The sequence below is a fragment of the Mumia sp. zg.B53 genome (genome assembly GCF_019550935.1).
In the GTDB taxonomy this organism is placed as follows: domain Bacteria; phylum Actinomycetota; class Actinomycetes; order Propionibacteriales; family Nocardioidaceae; genus Mumia.
The window spans coordinates 281138-300733 of the sequence record NZ_JAHWCK010000004.1 but is presented as its reverse complement, the minus strand read 5'-3'; the positions used below and the strand labels follow the sequence as shown (position 1 = coordinate 300733).

17 protein-coding genes are annotated in these 19596 nt (G+C 70.1%); 5 read left to right on the top strand and 12 right to left on the bottom strand.

What is annotated here, in order from left to right; genetic code table 11:
- Positions 1-90: 90 nt before the first annotated feature.
- The 9 genes from KV102_RS15730 to KV102_RS15690 all read right to left on the bottom strand — a co-directional run bounded on the left by KV102_RS15730 (position 91) and on the right by KV102_RS15690 (position 13401).
- Positions 91-3588: an error-prone DNA polymerase gene (locus KV102_RS15730; RefSeq protein ID WP_220346839.1), complete on the bottom strand. Its 3498-nt coding sequence runs from the start codon at positions 3586-3588 to the stop codon at positions 91-93.
- Between the two features lie 15 nt (positions 3589-3603).
- On the bottom strand, positions 3604-5157 hold the full coding sequence (locus KV102_RS15725; RefSeq protein ID WP_220346838.1) for a DNA polymerase Y family protein: 1554 nt from the start codon (positions 5155-5157) through the stop codon (positions 3604-3606).
- Entirely contained in the window at positions 5157-5840 is a 684-nt protein-coding gene (locus tag KV102_RS15720; protein ID WP_220346837.1) for a hypothetical protein, read from the bottom strand. Before KV102_RS15720 ends, KV102_RS15725 begins: the two co-directional genes overlap by 1 nt.
- A 128-nt stretch (positions 5841-5968) precedes the next feature.
- Positions 5969-7675 (bottom strand): ABC transporter ATP-binding protein, encoded by a 1707-nt coding sequence (locus KV102_RS15715; protein WP_220346836.1) that lies wholly within the window; start codon positions 7673-7675, stop codon positions 5969-5971.
- Positions 7672-8646 (bottom strand): ABC transporter permease, encoded by a 975-nt coding sequence (locus tag KV102_RS15710; protein ID WP_220346835.1) that lies wholly within the window; start codon positions 8644-8646, stop codon positions 7672-7674. The genes KV102_RS15715 and KV102_RS15710 overlap by 4 nt, the downstream gene beginning before the upstream one ends.
- Entirely contained in the window at positions 8639-9565 is a 927-nt protein-coding gene (locus tag KV102_RS15705; RefSeq protein ID WP_220346834.1) for an ABC transporter permease, read from the bottom strand. The genes KV102_RS15710 and KV102_RS15705 overlap by 8 nt, the downstream gene beginning before the upstream one ends.
- Positions 9566-9716: 151 nt before the next feature.
- Positions 9717-11351, bottom strand: a complete 1635-nt coding sequence (locus tag KV102_RS15700) for an ABC transporter substrate-binding protein (RefSeq protein ID WP_220346833.1) — start codon at positions 11349-11351, stop codon at positions 9717-9719.
- Between the two features lie 300 nt (positions 11352-11651).
- A complete protein-coding gene (locus tag KV102_RS15695; protein ID WP_220341152.1) occupies positions 11652-12608 on the bottom strand; it encodes an electron transfer flavoprotein subunit alpha/FixB family protein in 957 nt (318 codons plus the stop codon).
- A gap of 13 nt (positions 12609-12621) precedes the next feature.
- Positions 12622-13401: an electron transfer flavoprotein subunit beta/FixA family protein gene (locus KV102_RS15690; protein WP_220341151.1), complete on the bottom strand. Its 780-nt coding sequence runs from the start codon at positions 13399-13401 to the stop codon at positions 12622-12624.
- 270 nt (positions 13402-13671) lie between these two features.
- Here KV102_RS15690 and KV102_RS15685 point away from each other — a divergent pair, with 270 nt between their 5' ends.
- From KV102_RS15685 to KV102_RS15665, 5 genes are all read left to right on the top strand, one after another.
- Positions 13672-14796 carry an AI-2E family transporter gene (locus KV102_RS15685; RefSeq protein ID WP_220346832.1) on the top strand — a complete coding sequence of 375 codons (1125 nt, stop codon included), beginning with the start codon at positions 13672-13674 and terminating at the stop codon, positions 14794-14796.
- Positions 14797-14826: 30 nt separating this feature from the next.
- Positions 14827-15339: a DUF6069 family protein gene (locus KV102_RS15680; RefSeq protein ID WP_220341149.1), complete on the top strand. Its 513-nt coding sequence runs from the start codon at positions 14827-14829 to the stop codon at positions 15337-15339.
- A 28-nt stretch (positions 15340-15367) separates the two neighbouring features.
- Positions 15368-16114, top strand: coding sequence for a class I SAM-dependent methyltransferase (locus tag KV102_RS15675; RefSeq protein ID WP_308290350.1), 747 nt, complete (start codon positions 15368-15370; stop codon positions 16112-16114).
- Between the two features lie 94 nt (positions 16115-16208).
- Positions 16209-16820, top strand: a complete 612-nt coding sequence (locus tag KV102_RS15670; protein WP_220346831.1) for a ClpP family protease — start codon at positions 16209-16211, stop codon at positions 16818-16820.
- On the top strand, positions 16817-17431 hold the full coding sequence (locus KV102_RS15665) for a ClpP family protease (protein ID WP_220341147.1): 615 nt from the start codon (positions 16817-16819) through the stop codon (positions 17429-17431). Before KV102_RS15670 ends, KV102_RS15665 begins: the two co-directional genes overlap by 4 nt.
- Here KV102_RS15665 and KV102_RS15660 read toward each other — a convergent pair whose 3' ends face one another.
- The 3 genes from KV102_RS15660 to KV102_RS15650 all read right to left on the bottom strand — a co-directional run bounded on the left by KV102_RS15660 (position 17432) and on the right by KV102_RS15650 (position 19592).
- Complete coding sequence (locus tag KV102_RS15660) at positions 17432-17827, bottom strand: helix-turn-helix domain-containing protein (protein ID WP_220346830.1); 396 nt, start codon at positions 17825-17827, stop codon at positions 17432-17434.
- Between the two features lie 85 nt (positions 17828-17912).
- A complete protein-coding gene (locus tag KV102_RS15655) occupies positions 17913-18614 on the bottom strand; it encodes an acyltransferase (protein WP_220346829.1) in 702 nt (233 codons plus the stop codon).
- A 27-nt stretch (positions 18615-18641) separates the two neighbouring features.
- On the bottom strand, positions 18642-19592 hold the full coding sequence (locus tag KV102_RS15650; protein ID WP_220341144.1) for a class I SAM-dependent methyltransferase: 951 nt from the start codon (positions 19590-19592) through the stop codon (positions 18642-18644).
- Positions 19593-19596 lie beyond the last annotated feature (4 nt).

The following is a 19596-nucleotide window of genomic DNA, read 5'->3' as shown; positions in this document are numbered from 1 at the left end:
TGCGGCTGCTGGAGGGTATCCCAGAAGATCCTCCCGTTCGGCCGCCTTCCGCTCATCGTGGGGCGAACGGGCGAACCGCCCCCGCCGGCCTCAGTGGAAGTCGCGCGACGTCGTCCGCATCGTGATGGGGAGGCGCTCGAGCCGGTCGGCGTGCAGGTTGGTCGCGCCGTCGCGCCGCTCGACGATCCCGCGGACGACGAGCGCGCTGGAGTCGCGGGCGATCCGCCGGTAGCGCGACCACAGTCCTGCCGTGCAGATGACGTTGAGCATCCCCGTCTCGTCCTCGAGGTTGAGGAACGTGACTCCCCCGGCCGTCGCCGGGCGCTGCCGGTGCGTGACCAGGCCGGCGACCTCGATGCGGGTCCCCGGCTCGACCGCCGCCAGGTCGGACACGCGCAGCGCTCCGCGTACGCGCATCGCCTCCCGGACGTGGTCCATCGGGTGGCTGTCCGGCGCGATCGCCGTCGACCAGAGATCGGCCATCGTGATCTCGGCCTCGCTCATCCCCGGCAACGTCGGCGCGTCGCTGAGCACCGTCGTCCCCTCGAGCTGCCCAGGACTCTCCTGCGCGGCAGGCCCCGAGGACCACAGCGCCTCGCGCCGCGACAGCCCGAACCCGTCGAACGCCCCTGCGGTCGCCAGCGCCTCGACCTGCGTCGCGGTCAGTGAGACCCGGCGGGTGAGGTCGGTCATCGAGGCGTACGGCCCACCGCGAGAGCGCTCCGCGACGATCCGCTCTGCCGCGTCCTTGCCCACCGAGGTGACCCCGGCCAACCCGAGCCGTACGACGAAGCGTCCGTCGCGGCGGTGCCACGCGTGGTCGAACGGCACGTCCGCGTCGAAGTCACCGACCGGTGGCTGATCCTGCTCGAGGCAGGCGTCGTGACCCGCGGACGCCGGAGAGTGACCCGCGGGCGCCAGAGAGTGACCCGCGGTCGCCGGAGAGTGACCCGCGAGTGCCGGAGAGTGACCCGCGAGCTCGAGGTCGGCGCCTGCACCCGAGCGGTTCACGTCGGGGCGCAGCACCTCCACCCCGTGGCGCCGCGCGTCGGCGACCAGGCTCGCCGGCGAGTAGAACCCCATCGGCTGCGAGCGTAGGAGCCCCGCGAGGAACGCCCCCGGATAGTGCAGTCGCAGCCACGTGCTCGCATACACCAGCAGCGCGAAGCTGATCGAGTGCGACTCGGCGAACCCGAAGCTCGCGAACGCCTCGATCCGCTGGTAGATCTCGTCGGCCAGGTCGCCGGTGATGCCGTGCGCGGCCATGCCTGCGTACAGCGTCGCGCGCAGCCGCTCGATCTTCTCGACGCCGCGCTTGGACCCCATCGCCCGCCGCAGCAGGTCGGCCTCGTCCCCGGTGCAGCCGCCGACCTGCATCGCGATCTGCATCAGCTGCTCCTGGAACAGCGGCACGCCGAGGGTACGGCGAAGCACCGGCTCGAGCGCCGGGTGCAGATAGGTGATCTCCTCCTCGCCGGTCCGCCGCCGGATGAACGGGTGCACCGCGCCACCCTGGATCGGACCCGGCCGGATCAAGGCGATCTCGCACACCAGGTCGTAGAAGCGTCGCGGCTTCAGGCGCGGCAGCGTCCCGATCTGAGCGCGGCTCTCCACCTGGAACACCCCGACCGAGTCGCCGCGGCAGAGCTGGTCGTAGACACCGGCCTCCTCCTTGGGGATCGACGCCAGGCTCCACTGCTCGCCGGTGTGCTCGGCGACGATGTCGAACGTGTGCTGGATGGCGCCGAGCATCCCGAGACCGAGCAGGTCGAACTTGACCAGACCCATCCAGGCGCAGTCGTCCTTGTCCCACTGCAGGACCGTGCGGTCCTCCATGCGGGCGTGCTCGATCGGGCACACCTCCCCCACCGGTCGGTCGGTGAGCACCATGCCGCCCGAGTGGATGCCGAGGTGGCGCGGCGCCTTGAGGAGCTGCTCGGCCAGGTCGAGCACCGGCTCGGGTACGTCCTCGGTCGCCTCGTCGCGCGGCAGGCTGCTCCAGCGGTCGATCTGCTTGGACCACGCGTCCTGCTGCCCCTGGGAGTAGCCGAGTGCTTTGGCCATGTCACGGACCGCAGACTTCGGACGGTACGAGATGACGTTGGCGACCTGCGCGGCGTTGTGGCGGCCGTACTGCTCGTACACCCACTGGATCACCTCCTCGCGCCGGTCAGAGTCGAAGTCCACGTCGATGTCGGGCTCCTCCTCACGGCTCGCCGACAGGAACCGCTCGAACGGCAGGTCGAACGTCACCGAGTCCACCGCCGTGATCCCCAGGGCGTAGCAGACCGCGGAGTTGGCGGCCGACCCCCGACCCTGGCAGAGGATCCCGCGACCCTTCGCGAACGCGACGATGTCGTGGACGATGAGGAAGTAACCCGGGAAGTCGAGCTCCTCGATCACCGCGAGCTCCGCCTCCAGGCGCTCGTAGGTGCTCGGCGGGGCGTCGCGATAGAGCTCGGCAGCCCCGCGTCGCACCAGCTCGCGCAGCCACGACATCGGGGTGTGCCCGTCAGGCACCTTCTGCTTGGGCAGTCGCGGCTTGGCCCGGCGCAGCTCGAACGCGAGGTCGGCGGCGATGTCGACGGTCCGCTCCACCGCGCCGGGATAACGGGCGAAGAGGCGGGTCATCTCGAAGCCCGAGCGGAGGTGCGATGGCCCCGCCGCGGGCAGCCATCCGTCCATCGCGTCCAGGCTGCGACGCGCCCGGACCGCAGCGACCGCCCCCGCGAGACGGCGGTCGTGGGGCGTTGCCGCGTGCACGTTGCCGGTCGCCACGGTGGGAAGCCCCAGGCGGTCCGCGATCGCCGCGAGCGCGTCGTTGCGGACGGAGTCGTACGGGTCGCCGTGGTCGGTGAGCTCGACGAGGACCTGGTCCTCGCTGAACCGGTCGAGCAGCGCCCGCACCTCCTTCTCGGCGGCGAGCTCGTCGACCTCGACGCCGGTCGGACCGACCAACGCCTGGCGTACGGCGCCCTTGCGGCAGCCGGTGAGCACGACCGCGTGCCGGCCGAGGCGGTCGGCGAGGTCGTCGAGGTCGTAGAGGGGTCGGCCCTTCTCGCCGCCCGCCAGGTGCGCGGCGGTGAGTGCCCCGGCGAGGCGGTGGTATCCCTCCTGTCCACGGGCGAGCAGCAGGAGATGAGTGCCGTCCGGATCTGCGGCGCCGTTCTGAGGACCGCGCAGGTCCAGCGACAGCTCCGCTCCGAACACGGTCGGCAGACCGTGCACTGCAGCGGCCTCCGCCATCCGCACCACCCCGTAGAAGCCGTCGTGGTCGGTGAGCGCCAGCCCGGTCAGCCGCAGCCGCACCGCCTCCTCGACCAGCGCCTCCGGGCTGCTCGCACCGTCGAGGAAGCTGAAGTCGGAGTGCGCGTGGAGCTCGGCGTAGGGCACGTACGGCTCGTCCGGCTCCGGCGACGACTCCTCGACGGCGCCCGACGGCTCGTAGGGAGCACGCTTGCGGGAGAACGCCGGACCGTCGCCGCCGTCGGGGACGTCGAAGGCAGGCGACTGCTTCGCCGGCGGCAGCCGCCCCGACAGCCGCCGCTCGAGCTCGGACCAGGGCATGTCGGGGTTGTTGAAGCCCATCAGTCGGCCCCGGCCTCAGTCATATCGGGCCTCCACGCACCAGACTCCGTCGCTGACTCGCAGCAACCACGCGCTGCCGTCGACCCCGACCACCTGGAACCGAGCCGCCCGCACCGCCTCCCGCGCGTCCCACCAGCGCTCGTCGACCGGCCACGGCCCTGCCCAGGCGGCCACCGGCCGGAGCCCGGCGTCGCTCGCGGCGAACCGCGCAGGCGCGGCCGTCACCATGCCCCGCTCGCTGACCCTGACCGGCTGTCCGGAGGAACCGACCACCTGTGCCGGACGCGGTGGGTCGTAGACGGTGGCCGGCGCCGGTGCCGGCAGGCTGCCGGGCCACGGTGGTGCGGCCGGGCGCTCAGCTGAGAGCGGATCGCCCCACGGCACCAGCGTCCGTCGGTCGGAGGGACCTCGTCCGCCTCCGACGACCGCCGAGACCACGGCCTCCCGGCCGAGCATGCTCTGCACCTTGGACGCGGCTCGGTGGATGCGCGCGTCGGGGCCGCTCCCCCACAGGCCCTCGGCATGGTCGGTCACCGGCGCCACGTCCTCCGGGATCAGCTTCACCCCGATGATCGGCGCACTGACGGCCGAGACGGCCGTGCCCGATCCCGACGACGCCTGCAGCTGCCAGCGGACCCGGTCGACGATGTCGCCGGCGTCGAACCAGCGGGGATGCAGCCACTGACGCTCGGCGATCTGCCCGTCGTCGGTGTGCACCTCGACCCACAGGCTGGTGCAGACCAGCTGCCGCTCGGCGTGACCGGTGACGAACGCCTCGGCCGTCCGCCGGACGCTGAACGCGACCGCCTCCGCATCCTCGAGCGGCGGCTCGAACGAGACCTCGCGCTCGAGGTCCGAGGGAGGGCGGCGCGCCGCGAACGCCCGGTCGTCGGCGCCTCGAGCGAGCCGATGGGCGAGTGCCCCGTCGGGCCCGAACCGGGTCAGCACGTCGGCCGGACGCAGAGCGGCGAACGCCCCGAGCGTACGGAGCCCGAGCCGCTGCAGCAGGCTCACCATCTCGGGCCGGTCGAGGACGCTCACCGGCAGGTCGGCGAGGAAGGCGGCCGACTCCCCCGGCGGCACCACGAGACTGTCCTGCACGCTCGCCTGCCGAGCAGCCTGCTCGGCAGCGAACACGGCATCGGCGACACCGAAGCGCACGTCGTCGATGCCGTGCTCGACCAGCCTCTCGGCGAGGACCGCAGCCGCGTGCTGCTCACCACCGAAGTAGCGGCCGGGACCCGCCACGCGGACCGCGCAGGTCCCCGGACGCAGCGGCTGCACCCCAGGAGCGATCTCCTCGACCGCGGCGAGCACCGGCTCGAACGCACGCACGTCGAGCCCGGGGTCGTAGTCGAGCGTCACCAGGTCGGGACAGCGCGCCTGCGCGTCGCGCATCCGCTGGCCACGGCGCACCCCCTCGGCGCGCGCGGAGGTCGAGCACGCCCGGACCTCGCCGCGCTCGAACAGCGCGATCGGTGCCCCCGGCGGCAGCCCGGCGCCGGCACCGGTGTGCCGGACCGCCCGGACGGGCCAGTCGGGGCACCACGCCACCAGGGTGCGCGCCATCAGCTCGCCACCCCGTAGCCGAGCGCCCCGGGCAGCGCCACGACCGTGTCGTCCCCGACAGCAGCCGGCTCGACGACCGCGTCCAGCCACAGCCGGGTGCGGTGCGGCCGCCCCCAGCGACCGGTCGCGGTCACGGTGACATGACGACGGCGCAGGTGACCGTGCCCGTCGCCCATCCCGGTCCAGGAGCTCTCGGTGACCTCGAGCCGGCCGGCGGCACGGGGCCACACGCCCGGGTGGGGCGTCAGCGCGACCGCCGTGGTGCCGTGCTGTCGCAGACGTGCCGTGATCCGCTGCGCGTCACCGTCACGGACACGAGAGGAAGGGCGTACGACGATCGCGTCCGTCACGTCGGCGAGCGTGCTCACCACGTGCTGCCAGTGCTCACCGGGCGCCGGGACGAGGATGGTCCGCTCGAGCGCGAGACCGAGCGAGGCTGCGGCCTCGGCTCCCATCTCGGGCACCCCCACCACGGCGCACCAGGCCCCGTCGATCGACGGGCCGGCGGCCAGCGCGAGAGCCAGGGCGAGGGAGTCAGCCACCTCGTACGTGGTGCCGCGCAGCAGCCCACCCGGCACCACCTGGGCCAACGCGGGCAGCGTCGGAAGGCGGTCCCGCACCTGCGGGGACCCCTCCATCGCCCGCATCCGCGCGGCAAGCTGATCGAGAACGGCTCCGGTCACCTCTCCATGTTCGAACAGATGTTCGAAGGAGTCAAACGGGTGTCCACCGCCTGGCCGAGGGTGTGAACGACAGCACCGCCGTACCCCCGATCAGGGGGTACGGCGGCGCTGCGGCGTGCGCGTCGAGGTCAGGCCGAGGCCAGGAGATCCCGTCCGGGGATGGCGTCGAGCAGCCTGCGCGTGTAGCCCTCGCGCGGGTTGTCGAACACCTCGCCCACGCCGGCGGCCTCGACGATCTTGCCGTCCTGCATCACCAGCACGTTGTCGGCGATCTGACGGACCACCGCGAGGTCGTGGGTGATGAACAGATAGCTCAGACCCATCTCGGCCTGGAGGTCGTTGAGCAGCTCCAGGATCTGAGCCTGGACCAGCACGTCGAGGGCGGAGACCGCCTCGTCGAGCACGACCACCTCCGGCTCGAGCGCCAACGCGCGCGCGATCGCGACCCGCTGGCGCTGTCCACCGGACAGCTCGTTGGGGTAGCGCCGCATGATCGACCCCGGCAGCGACACCTTCTCGAGCAGGTCGCGGACCTTGGCCTCGCGCTCCGCCGACGAGCCGATCCCGTGAGTCGCCAGGGGCTCCTCGATCGACTTGAAGATGGAGTACATCGGATCGAGGGAGGCGTACGGGTTCTGGAAGACGGGCTGCATCTGGCGGCGCAGCGCCATCAGCCTCTTGCCCTTCAGCTGACCCGTGTCGTACCCGTCGAAGTGGACGGTGCCGCCGGTCCGATCGAGCAGGCCGAGGACCATCCGCGCGACCGTCGACTTGCCCGAGCCGGACTCGCCCACGATCGCGGTGGTGGTGCCACGACGCAGCCGGAAGCTGACGTCGTCGACCGCTCGGAGCTCGGTCTTGCGCCACGGACGGTCGCCCGGCAGCATGAACACCTTCGTGAGGTTCTCCACGACGATGATGTCGTCGTGGCCCTTGCCGACCTCACCCTGCGTCGTCGCGACCTGGGCCGCGATCTCGCCGGCGGTCTGCACCGCCTGCTCCCGGACCTCCGCGCGCGCCCGCACCGAGCTCAGGCGCTGCGACGCGATCGAGGGGGCCGAGGACACGAGCCGCTGGGTGTAGGGGTGCTCGGGGTTCTTGAGGATCTCCAGCGCCGGACCGGACTCCACGACCCGGCCCTTGTACATGACGACGATGTGGTCGGCACGCTCTGCCGCCAGACCCAGGTCGTGGGTGATCAGCAGCACCGCGGTGCCCAGCTCGTCGGTCAGGCCGTCGAGATGGTCGAGGATCTGCTTCTGAACGGTTACGTCGAGCGCAGAGGTCGGCTCGTCGGCGATGAGGAGCTTGGGACGTGCGGCCAGACCCATCGCGATGAGCGCACGCTGGCGCATGCCGCCGGAGAACTCGTGCGGGTACTGGCGTGCACGACGCTCGACGTCGTTCAGGCCGGCCTCGGCAAGCAGCCCGTTCACGCGGCGATCGGCGTCCTTGCCCTTGGCGATGTCGTTGGCGACCAGGGACTCTTTGATCTGCGTCCCGACCCGCCAGAGCGGGTTGAGGTTCGACATCGGGTCCTGGGGCACGAGGCCGATCTGGTCACCACGCAGGGACTCGAAGTCCTTCGTGCTCGAGTGCGCGATGTCCTTGCCGTCGAAGAGGATCTCGCCGCCGGTCACCCGCCCGGTGCCCGGAAGCAGCCCGATGATCGCGTGCGCGGTCGTCGACTTGCCCGAGCCGGACTCACCGACGATGGCGACGGTCTGGCCCGGGTAGACGGTCAGGTTCGCCCCCTCCACGGCAGGGATGGCCTTCTTGTCGGCGTAGAAGGCGACGTCGAGGTTGCGGACCTCGAGGAGTGGCTGCTGGCTCATCGCTTCTTCGCCTTCGGGTCGAGGGCATCACGGACAGCGTCACCGAGCAGGATGAAGCTCAGCACGGTGAGCGCAAGAGCGGCGGCGGGGACGAACATCACGCCGAGCCGGGTGCCGGACCGGATCAGCCGCTGCGCCTCCGCGATGTCGTTGCCCCAGGAGACCACCGTGAAGGGCAGGCCGAGCCCGAGGAACGACAGCGTGGCCTCGGCGACGATGAAGATGCCGAGCGACACGGTCGCGGTGACGATCACGGGAGACATCGCGTTCGGGACGATGTGACGCCACAGGTTGCGCGAGTCCTTGGCGCCGATCGCGCGGGCGGCATCGACGAACTCGAGGTTCTTGACCTCGATGACCGAACCGCGCATGATGCGGGCGATCTGCGGCCAGCCGAAGACGGCCAGCGTCACGACGACGGCGGCGATGCCGCCCCAGAACCCGCGGTCAGGGAACGCGTTCGTGAGCGCCGAGAGGCTCACGATGGCTGCCAGGATCAGCGGGATCGCGAAGAAGATGTCGCTGATGCGCGAGATGATCGCGTCGGCCCAGCCTCCCTTGAAGCCGGCGATCGCTCCGGTGATGCCACCGATCACGACGACGAACAGCGTGGTGAGGACACCGACGGCGACCGAGGCACGCGCTCCGTACAGGGTCCGCGACCACACGTCGCACCCCTGGAAGTCGAACCCGAAAGGATGGCCGGGCGACGGGGGGGCGAGGCTTCGGCCGACCTCGCAGAATCGCGGGTCGGCGTTGGTGAAGAGTCCGGGGAACGCGATCACCACGGCCAGGACGGCCAGGAGCGCGGCGGAGATGAGGAACATGGGGTTGCGGCGGAGCTGCTTCCACGCCTCCTTCCACTGGCTGGAGGGCGCCTCGTCCACCTGGATCGAGTCGACCGCCGCGAGCGGGGTCTCCTCGATCGGGGCCACGTAGCGCTCCTGCCCCGCGAGCGTCGGCTTAGGCATAACGGATCCTTGGGTCGAGGAAGGCGTACAGCAGGTCGACGAGCAGCGCCGCGATGACGTACACGAGGACCATGATCGTCACGACCGAGACGATCGTCGGTGTCTCTCCGCGGATGACTGCCTGGTAGGCCAGATTGCCGACGCCGGGGATGTTGAAGATGCCCTCGGTCACGATCGCGCCTGCCATCAGGGAACCGAGGTCGACACCGAGGAACGTCACAACCGGGATCAGGGAGTTGCGCAGGACGTGGCGCCGGACGACGGTCCCCTCGGGGAGCCCCTTGGCCCGCGCGGTTCGCACGTGATCGGCGCCGAGGTTGCCGGCGACCGAGGTCCTCGTGAGTCTCAGGACGTAGGCGAACGAGACGAGTCCGAGCACGATCGCGGGAAGAAGAAGGTTGCGGAACGAAGCGTCACCGCCGACGGTCGCAGGGAACCACTCGAGCTTGACGCCGAAGATGAGCTGCAGCACGAAGCCGAAGACGAAGATGGGGACGGCGATGACCAGCAGCGACACGACGAGCATCGTCGAGTCGAAGAGCTTGCCCTTGCGGAGACCGGCGATGGTGCCCGCGATGATGCCGAAGACGGCCTCGAAGACGAGGGCCATCAGCGCGAGCTTGATGGTGACCGGGAAGGCATCGGCCACGAGATCGATGACAGGACGGCCGGTGAACGACTGTCCGAGGTCGCCGGTGACGGCGCCCTTGAGGAAGAGGAGCCACTGCACGAGGAACGGCTCGTCGAAGTTGTACTGCTCCCTGACCTGAGCCAGCGTCGCCTCGGAGACCGGCTTGTCGCCGAACAGCGCACGGACGGGATCACCGGGGCGAAGGAAGACTAGCGCGTAGATGAGCAGCGTCGACCCGAGCAGGACGGGGATCGTCTGCAGGATTCGCCGCGCGGCATACCACCACATGTCAGTGGCCTCCTACGGGATGGTCTCTCCGAGAGGAGAGAGATGGTTTCAGGGCCCGTCGGCGCCGGTAGGCACCGGGGACCCGCGCAGGCCGCGCGGGGGGCAGCTGGTGAGCTGACCCCCGCGCGCCCCGCATGCGGTGTTGGTGCGACTACTTTGTGATGTTCTGGTAGATCGGAACACCCTGCCAGTTGAACTTGACGTTCTTGACGCCCTTCGCAGCGGCGCCAGTGGCATCGGTGTACCACATCGACAGACCCGGCAGCTCCTCCATGAGGATGGCCTGCGCGTCGACGAACGCCTGGTAGCGATCCTCGTCGTTCTCCGCGCCGGCCGCCTTGGCGATGAGGGCGTCGAACTCCTTGTTGGACCAACGCGCGTCGTTCGAGGCCGCCCCGGTGCCGTAGATCGGGCCGAGGTAGTTCGAGATCGACGGGTAGTCGGGCTGCCAGCCGGCGCGGAACAGCGCACCGGTCTTGTTGTTGTCACGGTCGTCGAGGAACTCGTCGAACGTGGCGTAGTACTTCGGCTCAGCGTTGATGCCCAGCGTGTTCTTGATCTGGTTGGCCATCGCGTCGACCGATGCCTTGTTGCCGGCGCCATCGGTGTTGGTGGCGATCAGCAGCTTCTTGTTGCCCCAAGGCTCGATCTTCTCGGCCTCGGCCCAGCGCTTCTTGGCCTCGTCGGCGTTGAACTCGAGAACCTCGTTGCCGGGGATCTCGTCGGTCCAGCCCGGCATCGGCGGCGCGCTGAAGTCGAGCGCCGGGGTGCGGGTGCCGAAGAACAGCTTCTCGGTGAGCTCCTCGCGGTTCAGGGCCATCGAGACGGCCTGACGGCGAAGCTTGCCGGCCTCACCGGTGAAGCCGGGGAGGTCGACCGGGAACTGGAACGAACCGTTGACCGAGCCGGGTGCCTCGATGGGCTGGATGGCCGAGTCGTCGGCGAAGGTCGCCAGCGCGCTGTCCGGGACGGTGTCCAGGACGTCGAGGTTGCCCGACTGGAGGTCGGTGTAGGCGGCCTCGGTGTCGGTGTAGACCACGAAGGTCACGCCGCCGTTCTGGGCCTTGCGGGCGCCGTCGTACTCGCCGTTCGGGACGAGACGGATCTCCTTGTTGTTCTCCCAGGCCTCGAGCTTGTACGGGCCGTTGCCGACCGGCTTCTCGCCGTACGCCTTGATGTCGGCGAAGGCCGACTCAGGCAGCGGGTAGTAGGCCGAGTAGCCGAGACGCAGCGGGAAGTCGGACTCCGGCTGCTTCAGCGTGATCGTGAAGGTCTTGTCGTCGACGACCTTCAGACCCGAGATCGTCTGGGCGTTCTTGTCGAGGGTGCCCTCGGCGGTCGTGCCCTCGATCGGGTAGTAGAAGTACGAGGCGTTCTGCGCGTTCTTGCCCCCGGGGCCGGCGCCGTAGTTCCAGGCGTCGACGAAGGACTTCGCGGTGACGGCGGTGCCGTCGCTGAACTTCCAGTCCTTGAGCTTGATCGTCCAGGTCTTGTTGTCGTCAGAGGTGATCGACTCAGCGACCTCGAGCTCCTGCGAGCCGTCTTCCTTGTACGTGATGAGGCCCGCATAGAGCAGATCGATGACGTTGCCGCCGCCGACCTCGTTGGTCGCCTGCGGAACCAGCGGGTTCTGAGGCTCGGTCGAACGAGCGGTGATGACGGCGTCGGTCGAATCGCTCGAACCGTTGCCCTCATCTCCCCCGTCGCCGCCGCAGCCGGACAGTGTCAGTCCGATGGCTGCGAGCAGCGCCACGCCTCCAAGGCGAGTACGCCGGGAGAGTCGCATGGGAATCCTCCTGTTGTGTGTGGGAACGCGCAGAAAACTTTCCGCGGACCCATCGTTGCTCGGGATCTTCGACCAGAACAGGTCGGGAGCCAGACACTTATCGAAGTGTTACAACCGCCAGGCTCCTTGATCGTGACCACAGTATTATCAGATCCCCGAAATTGAGGTGCGCAGAGGGGCCCTAATGTGCCTTCGCGGGCCCTGCGGGACGCCAGAGCGAGGTTTCGAGCACAGCAAGACCGCCACGCCTCCCGGTTCGGGGGACGTGGCGGCCTGGGGTCGTACGGACCTGGTGCTGGGTCAGCCCTTGCGCTTGTTGACCTCGTCGGTCGCCTGCGGGAGGACCTCCTTGAGGTCGCCGACGACGCCGAAGTCGACCAGCTCGAAGATGGGCGCCTCCTCGTCCTTGTTGACGGCGACGATCGTCTTGGAGGTCTGCATGCCGGCGCGGTGCTGGATCGCTCCGGAGATGCCGTTGGCGACGTACAGCTGCGGCGAGACGGTCTTGCCCGTCTGACCGACCTGGAAGCTGTGCGGGTACCAACCCGAGTCGACCGCCGCGCGCGAGGCGCCGACTGCGGCACCCAGCGAGTCGGCGAACGCCTCGACCTGCGAGAAGTCGCCGCCGGTGCCACGGCCGCCGGAGACGACGATGGCCGCCTCGGTCAGCTCGGGACGACCGGTGGCCTCGCGAGGCTTGGAGTCGGTGATCCGAGCGCCCTTGGCCACGTCGGACACGGTGACGGACACCGGCTCGAGGGTGGCGGCTGCGGACGACTGCTCCGGGGTGACGGAGTTCGGCTTGACCGCGACGATCGGGGTGCCCGTGGTGACGGTCGCCTCGACGGTGAAGTTGCCGGCGAAGACCGACTGCGTCGTCTCCACGCCGTCACCGGCCGCGCGTACGTCGACCGCGTCGGTGATCAGACCGGACTGCGTCTTGATCGAGAGGCGGCCCGCGATCTCCTTGCCCTCCGCCGAGCTCGAGACGAGGACGGCGGCCGGCTGCTTGCTCGAGACGAGCTCGGCGAGGGCCTCGGCCTTGGGGGCCACGAGGTACTCGGTGAGCTCGGGGGCGTCGAGGACGTAGACCTTCTCTGCGCCGTACTGGGCGAGGTAGGCCTGCGCGGCGTCGGCGCCGGACCCGATGAACACGGCCGACGGGGTGCCGAGACGACGCGCCAGCGTCAGGAGCTCACCGGTGGTCTTGCGGACGGTGCCGTCGACGTGGTCGACCAGAACGAAAATCTCACTCATCTGTCGCTGCTCCTCAGACGAACTTCTTCGACGCGAGGAACTCGGCCAGCTTGACGCCGCCGTCTCCCTCGTCGGTGACGATCTCGCCTGCGCTGCGGGGCGGGCGCGGCGCGAACGAGAGGACCTTGGTCCAGGCGGCGTCGAGGCCGACCTCGGACGGATCGATGCCGAGGTCGGAGAGGGTGAGCTCCTCGACCGGCTTCTTCTTGGCCGCCATGATGCCCTTGAACGACGGGTAGCGAGGCTCACCGGACTGGTCGGTCACCGACACGACCGCCGGAGCGGTCGCGGTGATGGTCTCGGTCGCGACGTCGCCGTCGCGGCGGACGGTCACCGTCGAGCCGTCGACGCTGATCTCGGAGCCGTAGGTGACGGCCGGGAGACCAAGTCGCTCGGCGACCATGGTGGGGACGACGCCCATGGTGCCGTCGGTCGAGCTCATGCCGAAGAACACGAGGTCGTACTCGAGAGTGCCCAGGGCCTTGGCGATGATGAGCGACGTCGCCGCGGCGTCCGAGCCGGCGATGTCGTCGTCCTCGACGTGGACGCCCTTGTCGGCGCCCATCTGGAGTGCCTTGCGGACGGCGTCGGCGGCGTCGGCCGGGCCGACCGTCAGGACGGTCACCTCGCCGTCGCTCTCCTCCGCAGCCAGGAGCGCCTGCTCCACGGCGTACTCGTCGAGCTCCGAGAGGAGGCCGTCGACGCCCTCACGGTCGACGGTGCTGTCCGACGAGTCAAAGGACCGGTCCGCCGTAGCGTCCGGTACGTACTTCACACAGACGACGATGTTCATGGCCTGCTCGGCCCCTCCTGTGGAGTCGACTTCTTGGACACGGCGCTCGCACGGGACGCGCGTCGTTGCAGCCGCGGGCGACTGCGTGCCGGGTCGCGCTACGACCACGGCACCCCCAGGTTACCGACAGGTAACCTTTATGACGACTTCGTCACGGGTGGCGTGGGTCACACCACGGACCCTGCGACCCTCCGGCTTCCCGCAGCGGTGGCCCGTAGCCGGGGGGACTTCGAGAGGTCGTCAGCGCGGCACGCTGCGACACTGAGCCACATGTCCGAGCCTAGGGCACTGCCAAGGACGCTGACCATCCTGGTCGGGACGGCGGCCTTCGTGGTCGTCGTCGCCGGAGTCATGAGGATCCAGGGGATCGCAGGCCCCACCTTCCTCGCGGTGTGCCTCACCGTCACCGTCCACCCGCTGCGCGGAGTCCTCACCCGCTGGGGACTTCCTCGCTGGGTCGGGACCGTGACCTGCGTCGTCACCGTCTACGCGATCCTCGTCGTCCTCGCCGTGACCCTCGTCCTGTCCGGGGCGCGCTTCGTGCAGCTCGTCGGCTCGTACGAGGACGAGTTCGACCGCTGGGTGGCCGACATCAAGAAGGCGCTCGACAGCTTCGGCATCGGTCAGGGAGAGCTCAACCAGATCTTCTCCAGCGTCGACATCAAGAGCGTCGCGCCGTACGTCGCGGACGCGGTCTCCAGCGCCACCTCGGTGACCGGCAACGTGCTGCTCATCCTGATCCTCCTGCTGTTCATGGCCCTCGACGGCGGCATCTTCCCGCGTCTCTCCACCCAGGTCCCCGAGCGCCACCGGGCGACCCTCGAGGCGCTGGCCGACTTCGCCACCGGGACACGGCGCTACTTCGTCGTCGCGACCGTGTTCGGGCTGATCGTCGCCATCGGCAACGTGATCCTGCTCTACGCCCTGGGGGTGCCCGAGCCGATCCTGTGGGGCGTGCTGTCGCTCATCACCGGCTACATCCCCAACATCGGCTTCGTGCTGGGCCTCGTGCCGCCGGCGATGCTGGCGCTGCTCGACTCGGGCTGGGAGACCGCGTTCTGGGTGGTGGTCGGATACTGCGTGATCAACGGCGTCGTGCAGTCGGTCATCCAGCCCAAGATCGTGGGCGACTCGGTGGGCCTGTCGGCGACCCTGAGCATGCTCTCGCTGATCTTCTGGACGCTCGTCCTCGGCGCGTGGGGGGCGATCCTCGCGATCCCGGCCACCCTGCTGGTCAAGAAGCTCCTGGTCGACCGTGATCCCGAGACGCGATGGCTGTCGCCGTTCCTCGCCGGGCGCGAGGTCGCGGGCCCCGGGCGCGAGGTCGCGGACGCCGGTGGCGGCGACGCGAGATCAGGGGCACGAGATCGGCGGCGCGGGGCGGATCACCGGTAGCGTGACGGAGACCCCGTACCAGGAGGAATGATGTCCTACCAGCAGCCACCACAGAACGATCCCCGCCGAGTGCCCCAGCCCGCTGCGGACGCCGACTCCGAGACACCGAGCGGCCTGACGGTGAACACGGGCAGGCTCTGGGCCGGCGGGGTCGCCACCGCGGTGGTGGCCGGCCTGGCCGCCGTGGTGGGTCTCCTCGTCTTCCGAGGGGTGTTCGACATCGCGGTGCTCGTGCCGTCGGGCGGGGGGCGGTGGGACGTCGTGTCCACGATCCCCTTTGCCCTGGTCGCGGCGGGCGGTGCCCTGCTCGCCACGGCCTTGATGCACCTCCTCGTCCTGGCGACGCCGCGGCCCCGGCTGTTCTTCGGGTGGATCATGGTGCTGGTGGGTGTGATCGCCGGCGTACTGCCGTTCACCATCAACGTCGAGACCAGCGAGCAGGTCGCCAGCGCGGTGGTCGGTGTGCTGATCGTGGTGGTGATCGCGAGCCTCGTCTCGAGCACCGCTGATCGCGCCGTGACGGTCGCCCCTCCCGCCTACTGAGCGGGGACCTGACCCGTACGCTGCGGACGTGAGCAGCGAGGACGACGACACGAGACCTCAGATGGTGATCACCGGTGAGCGCACCGTGCCGGGGATCTGGCACGAGAACTACTGGTTCCGTCGCCACGAGGTCGTGTACGAGTCCCTGCGTGATCGCGTCCGCAGCGCCCGCGTGCTCGAGGCCGGCTGCGGCGAGGGGTACGGAGCCGACCTCCTGAGCCGCGCGGCGGGCTCGCTGTTCGCGCTCGACTACGACGAGTACGCGGCCGGTCACGTCCGCACGGCCTACCCCGACGTGCCGGTGGTGCGCGGCAACCTCGTCGCCCTCCCCTACGCCGACGCCTCGTTCGACGTCGTCGTCAGTCTGCAGACCATCGAGCACCTCTGGGACCAGGACGGGTTCGTCGCCGAGTGCGTGCGCGTGCTGCGTCCGGGTGGTGTGCTCGTCGTCAGCACCCCCAACACGCTGACGTTCCCGCCGGGCAACATCTACCACCCGAAGGAGCTCGAGCCCGGCGAGCTGCGCGACCTCGTGGCCCGGCACGCGACCGTCACCTCGCTCGTCGGCCTCCACCACGGGCCCCGCGTCGCCGCGTGGGAGCAGGACCACGGGTCCCTGGTCGATGCCCAGATCGCCACGCCGTACGAGGAGTGGCCGACAGCGGTCGCCGAGGTCGTCCGCTCGGTGCGCACCGACGACTTCGTGCTGCGCGAGGGCGACGACGCGGACCTCGCGGCCTCGCTCGACCTCGTGGTCACCGCGGTCCGCGACTGACGCTCCGGCACGGTCCCGGTCGTGCTGCCGAGGGCAGATCCGCTCTCGGACGAAGCACTGGATCGGCAGGACCCTCGCGGCGCACCGTAGGTCCATGACCGACACCAGAACACCCCTCTTCGACGCCGCGACGCGACAACAGCTGCTCGGCCAGCGCATCCTCGTGCTCGACGGCGTCCTCGACGACGACAACGGGACGCTGCTCACGACCCAGATCCTCACGCTGGCCGCCGACGACGCCGTCCCCGACATCGCCCTGTGGATCCACTCCCCCGGCGGGTCCGTGCCGGCGATGCTCGCACTGCGAGACGTCATGCGGCTCGTGCCGTGCGACGTCTCGACGCTCGCCCTCGGCCTCGCCTGCAGCGCCGGGCAGTTCCTGCTCTCTGCCGGGACGCCGGGCAAGCGGCACGCGCTCGCCCACGCTCGGGTCCTGATGCACCAGGGATCAGCGGGGATCGGTGGCAGCGCGGTGGAGATCGAGGTCCAGGCCGACGATCTCCGCCACACCCGTGACACCGTCCTCGCCCTCATCGCCGAGGACACCGGTCAGCCGTTCGAGCAGATCTTCGAGGACTCCCTCCACGACCGCTGGTACACCGCACCCGAGGCGCTGGCGTACGGCTTCGTGGACCACGTCGTCGATCGCTTCGACCAGGTCATGCCCGCTCGTCGGCGCACGGTCGGGATCGGGGTGACGCGATGAGCCAGTACACGATCCCCAACGTGATCGCCCAGCACCCGCGCGGCGAGCGGATCATGGACGTCTACTCCCACCTGCTGACCGAGCGCATCGTCTATCTCGGGACCGCGATCGACGCCGGTGTCGCCAACGCCCTCATCGCGCAGCTGCTGCACCTCGAGGCCGACAACCCCGACGCGGAGATCAGCCTCTACGTCAACTGCGAGGGTGGCGACGAGACCGCGATGCTGGCCGTCTACGACACGATGCAGCACATCCGTTCCCCGATCGCGACCGTCTGCGTCGGGCAGGCGATCGCGGCCGGCGCCGCCCTGGTCGCCGGTGGTGCGCCGGGGCGTCGCGCGAGCCTCCCGCACGCACGCTTCGTGCTCCACCAGCCTGCAGCGCGCGGCCAGGGGACGATCCCGGACCTCATCCTCCAGGCCGACGAGGTGGTCCGGGTGCGCAACGAGATGGAGGCGATCCTGTCCGCGCACACCGGACAGAGCGTGGAGACCCTGAGGCACGACACCGACCGTGACCGGGTGTTCTCGGCGACAGCGGCGCGGGAGTACGGCCTCGTCGACGCGGTCATGGAGCAGGCGGTGCTCCCGCCCGCGGCGTACGCCTCGTGATCAGGCGACCGCGGCCATCGCCTTCGGGCCGCGGCTCGTCGACGAGCTGATCACACGCGACGCGAGGTCGTGGTGGACGACGCCGGTGAGCTCGCGCAGCGAGGTCTCCAGCGCACCGGCGACCGCGGCGATGATCTCGCTCGACGGCTCCTTGCGGCCACGCTCGACCTCGGACAGGTATTGCACGGAGATGCCGGCGAGGCCGGCGACGTCGACGAGACGGAGGCCGAGCGCCGCACGACGCTGCCGCATCCGCTCGCCCAGGACCTCCCGCCAGAGCGGCTCGGGCTCGGCAGGGACACTCGGACGACGCAGCGGACTCGGCGGCTGCGGCCGGGTGGCGGGCTCGGCTGCTGCCGACTGGTGCGGCGCCGGGAAGCGGATCAGATCGCCCATGCCCCGATGCTAGGGCGCCGCGGCGCTGTCGTGACCGGCGTTCCGCTCTCCGCAGAACGCCATCCCCCTCGCGTCGACGTCCCGGTCAGACGGCCGGTCCGTCGCGCTGGTCGCGAGCCTCGGCCTGCTCGTCGGCGACCTCGGCGGTGTAGCGCTGGATCTCGGCCCACTCAGCCAGGTCGTCGCGGCGGCTCTTGACCACGCGGCCCGGGAGCCCGGCGACGATCGCGAAGTCGGGGTACTCGCCGCGTGCGACCGTGTGGGCCGCGAGCACGACGCCACGGCCGGTACGCGTCCCGCGGAGGACCGTCGCCTTGACCCCGATCCAGGAGTCGGGGCCGATACGGACGGGCGACACGACCAGACCCTGGTCCTTGATCGGCACGGCCAGGTCGAGCGTCACGTGGTCGAAGTCGCAGATGTAGGTCCAGTCGGAGATGATCGTCGACGCACCGATCTCGATGTCGAGGTGGGCGTTGACGGTGTTGTCCGACCCCATCACGACCTTGTCGCCCAGCCGGAGCGTCCCGTTGTGCGCGCGCAGCGCCGTCCGGTCGCCGAGGTGCACGAACGCACCGAGGACCACCCGGCCGTACGGGGGGTGGTCCTCGACGACGACGTCCTTGCCGAGGAACACCATCCCCTCCGTCACCACGTGGGGATAGCGCCGCTTGAACCTCCAGAGCCGCCAGTAGCGGACGATGTGATACCACGTCCACGCGCGGTGGCGCCTCACCCAGCGGAGCGAGTCCAGGGTGAGGAAGCGTGCGGGCTGCGGAGCGGGCATCAGCCGACGGGCGTCATCGAAGGCGGGTCACGGCTTGGTCGCTGCCACCGAGACGTTGTAGTAGAGGCCCTTGGGGACGACCGGCGCGAGCGCCTTGTCGAGCGCGGACAGCCGCACCCACGAGCGGTAGGCGAACATCCGCCAGCGCGGGCCGAGCTTGTCCTCGGGGACCGCGGCCTCGAAGGTGCGTACCGGCCACCCGAACCAGGACGCGGTCAGCTCCTCGGTCTGCGTACGGACGTCGACCCCGCCCGCGCGCAGCACCAGACGCTCCAGGTCGGCGGGCTCGAACGTGTGCAGGTCGACCACGGCCTCCAGCGCGGCCGCACGCGAGGACTCGTCGAGCTCCTCGGCCGGACGCGCCCAGTCGCGCAGCGGACCCAGCCGGGTCGCGCGGGTCGCCGCCCACCAGGTCAGGCGCGACAGGCGGCGGGCCACGAAGTCGCCACGCGTGGTCGGCTCGCCGCAGATCACGATCCGTCCGCCCGGACGGAGCACGCGCAGCATCTCTCGGAACGCCTTCTCGACGTCGGGGATGTGGTGGATGACGGCGTGGCCGATGACGAGGTCGAAGGACTCGTCGGGGTACGGCAGCTCCTCGGCGTCGGCGGCCTGCCCGTCCAGCGAGAGGCCGAGGCCCTCGGCGTTGCGCTGGGCGACCTGGACCATCCCCGGGGAGATGTCGGTGACCGTGCCCTTGTCGACCACGCCGGCGAGCATCAGGTTGAGGGTGAAGAAGCCGGTGCCCGCACCGATCTCGAGACTGCGTCCGTACGGCCAGTCTCCCTCGCCGGCGACGGCGACGAAGCGCTCCCGGGCGTAGGAGATGCAGCGCTCGTCGAACGAGATCGACCACTTCTCGTCGTAGGTCTGCGCCTCCCAGTCGTGGTAGAGCACCTGGGCGAGCTTGGTGTCGGACCAGGCGGCCTCCACCTCGTCGGCGCTGGCATGGGGGTTGGGGGTGGCGATCGTGCTCATGCTT

Coding starts and splice junctions, on each gene's coding strand:
- KV102_RS15730 (WP_220346839.1), bottom strand. CDS start 3,588: ATGGGCTTCAACAACCCCGACATGCCCTGGTCCGAGCTCGAGCGGCGG.
- KV102_RS15725 (WP_220346838.1), bottom strand. CDS start 5,157: ATGGCGCGCACCCTGGTGGCGTGGTGCCCCGACTGGCCCGTCCGGGCG.
- KV102_RS15715 (WP_220346836.1), bottom strand. CDS start 7,675: ATGAGCCAGCAGCCACTCCTCGAGGTCCGCAACCTCGACGTCGCCTTC.
- KV102_RS15710 (WP_220346835.1), bottom strand. CDS start 8,646: ATGCCTAAGCCGACGCTCGCGGGGCAGGAGCGCTACGTGGCCCCGATC.
- KV102_RS15705 (WP_220346834.1), bottom strand. CDS start 9,565: ATGTGGTGGTATGCCGCGCGGCGAATCCTGCAGACGATCCCCGTCCTG.
- KV102_RS15700 (WP_220346833.1), bottom strand. CDS start 11,351: ATGCGACTCTCCCGGCGTACTCGCCTTGGAGGCGTGGCGCTGCTCGCA.
- KV102_RS15695 (WP_220341152.1), bottom strand. CDS start 12,608: ATGAGTGAGATTTTCGTTCTGGTCGACCACGTCGACGGCACCGTCCGC.
- KV102_RS15690 (WP_220341151.1), bottom strand. CDS start 13,401: ATGAACATCGTCGTCTGTGTGAAGTACGTACCGGACGCTACGGCGGAC.
- KV102_RS15685 (WP_220346832.1), top strand. CDS start 13,672: ATGTCCGAGCCTAGGGCACTGCCAAGGACGCTGACCATCCTGGTCGGG.
- KV102_RS15680 (WP_220341149.1), top strand. CDS start 14,827: ATGTCCTACCAGCAGCCACCACAGAACGATCCCCGCCGAGTGCCCCAG.
- KV102_RS15670 (WP_220346831.1), top strand. CDS start 16,209: ATGACCGACACCAGAACACCCCTCTTCGACGCCGCGACGCGACAACAG.
- KV102_RS15665 (WP_220341147.1), top strand. CDS start 16,817: ATGAGCCAGTACACGATCCCCAACGTGATCGCCCAGCACCCGCGCGGC.
- KV102_RS15660 (WP_220346830.1), bottom strand. CDS start 17,827: ATGGGCGATCTGATCCGCTTCCCGGCGCCGCACCAGTCGGCAGCAGCC.
- KV102_RS15655 (WP_220346829.1), bottom strand. CDS start 18,614: ATGCCCGCTCCGCAGCCCGCACGCTTCCTCACCCTGGACTCGCTCCGC.
- KV102_RS15650 (WP_220341144.1), bottom strand. CDS start 19,592: ATGAGCACGATCGCCACCCCCAACCCCCATGCCAGCGCCGACGAGGTG.